The 5,857-nt window shown below is 59.9% G+C and carries 8 protein-coding genes; 4 read left to right on the forward strand and 4 right to left on the reverse strand.

The features are described from left to right. Nucleotides 1–116: 116 nt before the first annotated feature. The 3 genes from C8J30_RS17990 to C8J30_RS17995 form a co-directional block, all read right to left on the reverse strand. Nucleotides 117–1,475: a DUF6538 domain-containing protein gene (locus C8J30_RS17990; protein WP_146227969.1), complete on the reverse strand. Its 1,359-nt coding sequence runs from the start codon at nt 1,473–1,475 to the stop codon at nt 117–119. Between the two features lie 348 nt (nt 1,476–1,823). Further along, nucleotides 1,824–1,991, reverse strand: coding sequence for a helix-turn-helix domain-containing protein (locus C8J30_RS18800; RefSeq protein WP_181420957.1), 168 nt, complete (start codon nt 1,989–1,991; stop codon nt 1,824–1,826). After that, nucleotides 1,988–2,464 (reverse strand): helix-turn-helix domain-containing protein, encoded by a 477-nt coding sequence (locus C8J30_RS17995; RefSeq protein ID WP_342767560.1) that lies wholly within the window; start codon nt 2,462–2,464, stop codon nt 1,988–1,990. The genes C8J30_RS18800 and C8J30_RS17995 overlap by 4 nt, the downstream gene beginning before the upstream one ends. A gap of 248 nt (nt 2,465–2,712) precedes the next feature. Here C8J30_RS17995 and C8J30_RS18000 point away from each other — a divergent pair, with 248 nt between their 5' ends. The 4 genes from C8J30_RS18000 (at nt 2,713) to rhuM (ending at nt 5,040) form a co-directional block, all read left to right on the forward strand. Next, nucleotides 2,713–2,919: a hypothetical protein gene (locus C8J30_RS18000; protein WP_110807460.1), complete on the forward strand. Its 207-nt coding sequence runs from the start codon at nt 2,713–2,715 to the stop codon at nt 2,917–2,919. Nucleotides 2,920–2,948: 29 nt separating this feature from the next. After that, the gene (locus C8J30_RS19290) at nt 2,949–3,080 is read left to right on the forward strand and encodes a hypothetical protein (RefSeq protein ID WP_281269387.1); all 132 of its coding nucleotides are present in this window, start codon (nt 2,949–2,951) and stop codon (nt 3,078–3,080) included. Nucleotides 3,081–3,251: 171 nt separating this feature from the next. Beyond that, complete coding sequence (locus C8J30_RS18005; protein WP_110807461.1) at nt 3,252–3,656, forward strand: hypothetical protein; 405 nt, start codon at nt 3,252–3,254, stop codon at nt 3,654–3,656. Nucleotides 3,657–4,014: 358 nt separating this feature from the next. Beyond that, the gene (rhuM, locus tag C8J30_RS18010; RefSeq protein WP_110807462.1) at nt 4,015–5,040 is read left to right on the forward strand and encodes a RhuM family protein; all 1,026 of its coding nucleotides are present in this window, start codon (nt 4,015–4,017) and stop codon (nt 5,038–5,040) included. A 351-nt stretch (nt 5,041–5,391) separates the two neighbouring features. On the opposite strand, the gene C8J30_RS18015 is transcribed toward rhuM, so the two are convergent. Then, the coding region (locus tag C8J30_RS18015) for an AAA family ATPase (RefSeq protein ID WP_146227970.1) at nt 5,392–5,857 on the reverse strand (466 nt) is incomplete at its 5' end.

Below are 5,857 nucleotides of genomic sequence, written 5' to 3' on the forward strand. Positions count from 1 at the left end.
AATGGGCGATCAGCTTCGCGCAACTGAACGGCTGCGCAGATCGCCCATTGCTCCGTCGGCGCAACCGCGCCAAATTCAGCAAAGGACTCTGGTTTCAGCCGGATGAACATCGGGGGTCACAGCATGGGCTGCACGTTCGGATCGGTGATGCCGACGACCTCGCGAACCCACTGGCCGACCTTCGCACCGGCGCTCTGGGCGCGCTCGACCGGATCGGCCGGTTTGCCCCGAACGGGCGCAGATGAGTAGAACACCGGCCCCGGCGGCAGGGACCGGATCATTCGCGCCAGCCCCATATCGAGAAGCTGCGGATGAATCGGCACCAGACGATAAGCCCCGGTCTTCACCGATCCGGCCTCGGGCGTGATCCGCAAGCACAGGATGCCGTGGTCCTCAACCAGATCGTCGGTGCGCATCTGCATGACCTCGGTGATCCGTGCGCCGCTGAACGCGCAAATCCACGGCCCCCAGCGGATCGCCCGCTTGTTCTCTGTCGTGCGCCGCCCCAGATCGGCAGGATCGACCAGAGCCGCTTTCAGGATCGCCTTCGCCTCGTCGTCGGTGAACCCCTTCTGGCGCACCCGCTGCGGCTTGGTGAACCGAACGCGGTTCTCCTTGGCCGGGTTTTCCTTGAGCTTGCGTTTCTCGACAGCGACGCCGAAGACGACCTTGACCACGGTCAGATATTTCTGGCTCACCGTGCGCGCGGCCAGACCCTTTTCGTGGCGCAGGTGGTCGCACCAGTCGGCGATGTTCTCGGGCGTGACCTTTTTTGCCTCGTCGTGGCCGAGGAAGGCGATCAGCGAGTCGATCTTTTGCCGGAAATCGCCGACGGTCCGGGCGGACTTGCCATTCGCCAGATGGTCCCGCTCCCAAAGCTTGAAGAGCGCGGTGATGCTCAGTTTCTCTGACGGGGCGGCAGTGGGAACCGTGGATGACGCCAAGGGCGGGAAGCGATTGGCGCGCGGGTCCGGGCTGTAATCCCCCTCGGCGCGCTTCAACTGCTGCTCGGCCAGCTGACGGATCGCGCGTTCGGTCTCCTGTATGAGCCGCTGGCGGCTGGCGTCGTCGGTGACAATGCCGCGCTCCAGAAGGAGTGTGTCAACGGTCGAGCCATACCAGCGTTCCATCGCCTCGGGTGAGGCGGCGGCACGGTCCAGAAGCTTGAGCGTTTCGACCCAGACGCCCGGCTCGCCCGGCTCCAGTTCCAGCGCCGCCATGTGGTCGCGATAAAGCACCCCCGAGAGCGCGACGATCTGCTGATGCGGCAGCGGCTCCGGGCGCTTGCGCAGCCGGTCCCAGATCAGGGCCTGTTTGCGCACTGCGTCGATGTTGCGGGCCTTGGCCTCGGTCGGGTCTTTTGTGCCGAGCGACCAGCTGACCTCCTTGCGGCCGAAGACCGCCACCAGATCGGCGGGCGTTTTCTGACGAAAATAATAGATGCCGGATTTCGGATTCTTCTGCGGACGGGTCATCTGCAAGACCATGGTGTAGAACCTCGGTGTAGAACCGAAGTCAATCTAAGCCCTTGATAGCAGCCAACTTCTTGGGATTTAAGAAGAAAAAATGGTGCTGCAAGAGAGGATTGAACTCTGCTCATTCCTTTGAAAATAAAGGAAATGTTGACCTGTCTGGCACCTGACTTGACCCCAATTCTGGCACCTGATGACGTTGCGTCAACCGGGCTGCGAATGCTCTTTCGGTCGCACAAAAAACAGCGATGGTCGAGTGCTGTTTCATTCCGACAGCAACACATGCGTGGGGTCGAAAGAGGGGCTTGCGCCCCTCCCTGGGGAACGGCTGACCTTCACCGTTCCGACGTCTCATCCCGCGTCGAGGAGCTCGCGTAACGCTCGCACGCGCGCGGGCGTCACCTTCGGATCGCGACCACCACTGATCACGCGGATGAACTCGATCCATGCCTTCTCGTTCTCGCTCAACTGGTCCCACGGTCCCAGTGGTCCCGTCGGCACCATGAAGAGATCGCTCATTTGCCGAATATCCCGCGCAATGTGCTCCGCCCCCGCGCCGTGATCCGAGGGTCGCTGTTGCCAGATGCGTCACGCAGCTCGTCCAGCCATGCCTTCTCGTTCGCTGTCACGGGCGTGCCGAAGATCTCGGTGATCGCCTTCGCCGCCGTCACCCCCACCGCCTGTTCAAGCGCGATGCGCATCAGATACGCCGGATCGACCTCAAGCGCCTTCGCCAGCGACGGCACTCGGTCGAGTGGTAACTTGCTTTTGCCGGACTTCAGGATCGAGATGAAGTTCGCATTCGCGAAGCCAGCCTCGGCCGCGATTTCGTTTTGCGTCTTGCGATGGGCGAGCGCATCGACGCGATCGGAGATGAGCCGGGCGACTTCGCTGGTTTTGAAAGGGGTCGTCATGGTTGTATTCGTCTCGCTGTTGTTGCTGATGAGACGACCGTAACGAACCGCACCGAACGCGTCGGGTGGGAGTTGCACATGAAAGACCGGGATCTGAATGAACGACCGAAGTCCTAGAAAAAACGCTTGGTGGTGATGGGGATGCAGCCGGTGCCAGCCGGTTGGGGGCGTCTGAACCCTCCACTCCCGGTGAAACGAAGCGAGCCGGGTTCGGGAAGGCCGAATTCACGCAGTGCCAAAGTGCGTGCCGGAAAATGACTTTGAAACGCTGGCGGGCTTGTCTAAATTCGACGGACACGGATGATCCTGAGCCATCTGGGGATGACATGACCATCAATGTGAACGACTATCCGCAGTTGCGCCAGCTGTGCTGGAACCGCCCCGACGGCGCCGTCGTCGATGGTCCGGCCGCGCTAGCGCTTTATGAGCGAAACTGGCGGTTTGTCGATCAGGATACGTTCACCCTGCGCGAACAGGAACTTCTGGATCGCCTCGTTGCCGACTATGGAAACGGGCATCTGATGGTCGCTTGATGGCTGTGCCGCAGGGAGCGGAGCTTTTCATGCGTCGTCATCACAACGACATCCTTCATGTCCTGCGCTGTCTGAATGGCGAGTTGCTGCGCGATGCCGAAGACTACTTCGGTGATATCTTCGTCTGGGGTGGTGCCAAATGCGCACCAGCGCATCCGTGACCCGGTCCGGGGCTCTTGGGTGCGTGCGCTGGCGGAAGAGCTCGTTTGCGCTCTCTGAGTTGTGGACGCCGCTGCGACATCGTGTGCGCTGGGATTTTGACGCTACGATCTTGAAAAACAATTAAAAAATTAGTCTCCCCTGTTCCAGGGACTCATTTGAAGGAGCCATCTATGAAAAGAGTTGTGGTGCTGACTGGTTTGATCGCAGGGCTTACGGTTTCTGCCTGCGCGAAGAAGTCCGACGAGGTCGGGACGCAATACATCTCGCCTTTGCAATATCAGTCCTATTCGTGCCGCCAGATCGGTGAAGAGGCGCAGCGCGTGAACGATCAGGTCGCGCGATTGACCGGGGTGCAGGACAAGAAGGCCGAGAACGACGCGGTGGCGACTGGTGTTGCACTGGTTCTGTTCTGGCCGGCCGCGTTCTTCGTCAAAGGGAATGGCGAAAACGCGAGCGAACTTTCCCGGCTGAAAGGGGAACTCGAAGCGCTCGAAAAGGTCAGTATTCGCAAGAACTGTCACATCGAATTTCGTCGCGCTCCCGTGGAGCCTGCAGCCGCTCCCGCGAAGAAATAGCACTTGGCGCGTTTGAGCGCGGCAGTCGCCGTGCAAAAGGCAAAAGGTGGGGCGCACCTTGAGGGGTTCCCTCGAAAGCGTCCGGGCAACTGGTGAGTGCCCCATAACCGCCAGACGGCATGGGAGGCTTTCTACCTTTCGTCTCCGCGATGCGGGTCAGCATGTGTTCTAGCAGGGCTGACCACCACACCCTCCTAGTTCCCTGCAAAACCGGGCGTGTTGACGCTCGATCTTCGTTGGCGCTCTATCCTGCTTTGGTCCAAGCGCAATTCCGCAAGCCGATCATCCGCTCGACACGACGCCGTGCATGGCGAGGTGTGTTCCGCTATTGTTCATGCACGTCGAATCGAGGTGAACCGTGAGCACAGAGCAGGACGAGCCCATCCATCTGATCGAAGAGGAAAGCACCGGGGATCGGTTCCTTGTTTACAGCACCGACAAGGGCTTGCAGATCGACCTGCGCTTTGAGGGCGACACACTCTGGATGACGCAGGCGCAGATCGCCGCGCTGTTCGGTCGTGATGTCTCTGCCATCTCGCGCCACATCCGCAACATTCTCGACGAGGGTGAGTTGGATGAGACGAGTTCTTTGCAAAAAGTGCAAACAACTCACGGGCGACCCGCGACCATCTACAACCTCGATATGGTCATCTCGGTTGGTTACCGCGTCTCGTCGGCGCAGGCGACGCTGTTCCGCCGCTGGGCGACCGGTATCTTGGTGCAATACGCCCGAAAGGGCTTCGTGATCGACGCGCCTCGACTGAAGGAGCCTGGGAACCTCGACCGTGTGCGCGAGCTTCGCGAGATCATACGCGATATCCGCACGAGCGAAGCCAACCTTTACGCCGAGTTGCGGCGGATCTGTTCGATGTGTCAGGACTACGACGGCTCCGACGAAGCGTCGCGGCAGTTCTTCCAACACACGCAGGCCAAGCTGGTCCATGCGGTCGTGTCGATGACCCCCTCCGAGCTGATCCATGATCGCGCGGACCATCGTCTTGAAAACATGGGGTTGCAGGACTGGCCCAAGGACAAGATCCGCAAACAGGACGTGACGACATCGAAGAACTATCTCGCCGAAGGCGAAATTCGCGAATTGAACCGACTGACCGAGATCCTGCTTGGGATCTTCGAAGATCAGCTCGATCTCGGGCGTCTCGTCACAATGGCGGATGCCCGCCGTCTGCTCGACGATCAACTCAAAAATCTCGGGCGGTCGGTTCTTCGCGATGGCGGCCGGATCTCGGCAGAGGCTGCGCGCAACAAGGCCTGCGCCGAATATGAGCTCTTTGACGCGCAGCGCCGTCTTCAGCGCAAGGAGGAAGCCGACGCGCAGATCGCTGCTTTGAAAGCCGAAGGGAAAAAGCTGCCGCGCACAAGGTGAGGGGAGTGCATATTGCGCATCGTCGGTGCTTGTCGCCCGAACCTGTTCATCGCGATGCGCCTGCAGGTGGCGCATGCGTCCAGGCTCGCGCAGCGAGTCGCTGGCTGCGGCCGCAGAGTTGCCAGCTAGGGGTGGCGCCGAATGCACATGGGGCGCGTCAGTGACGCGCTCCGCGGCCCTGACGGCGCCCTGCGCGAGGTAACTGCATCTCGTGCAACCTAAGTCCTAGGAAAACAGCTTAGTGATGATGGGGATGCAGCCGGTTGGGGGCGTCTAAACCCTCCACTCCCGGTCGACATGGCAAAGAGGCTCCTGCCGAACGTTCAATTCAAGTCATGATGTTGCGGTGCGTCACGCGGTTTCGGAGCCTGTCGGCAACGTAGAAGCGACATAGGTCTCGGGGATTTCATCGACGGGCTGCGCAACATAGTCGTCACCCATCATCATCCTAAAGTGACCTCCATGTTCGGACTCTTCAAAAATTCTTTGGAACACCTTCAAGTAACGGTCAACCTGGCCGGCGTCACACGTCATATGGAGGTCGTCTATGGCGAAATGTGATCCGTCATTCACCCATGAAAGCAAGGTGTTGCAGATCATTTTGTCTTTGCCTTCGAACTTCTCAATGATGTCCTCGGGTGCTATGCCGCCGTAGAACTTGAAGTAGTGCTCCAGAATTCTGCGCATTACGTTCTGGATCGTTGTGTCCGAGGGCGGTTTCTTGGCCTGCTGCCGGTTTCGTGGACAGCTGGTTAAGCTAGCATAGCGCGGGCCTCGAACTCCATGGGGCTGAGATAGCCCAGTTTCGAATGCCGTC

It is taken from the genome of Rhodobacter viridis (genome assembly GCF_003217355.1).
GTDB lineage: Bacteria > Pseudomonadota > Alphaproteobacteria > Rhodobacterales > Rhodobacteraceae > Rhodobacter > Rhodobacter viridis.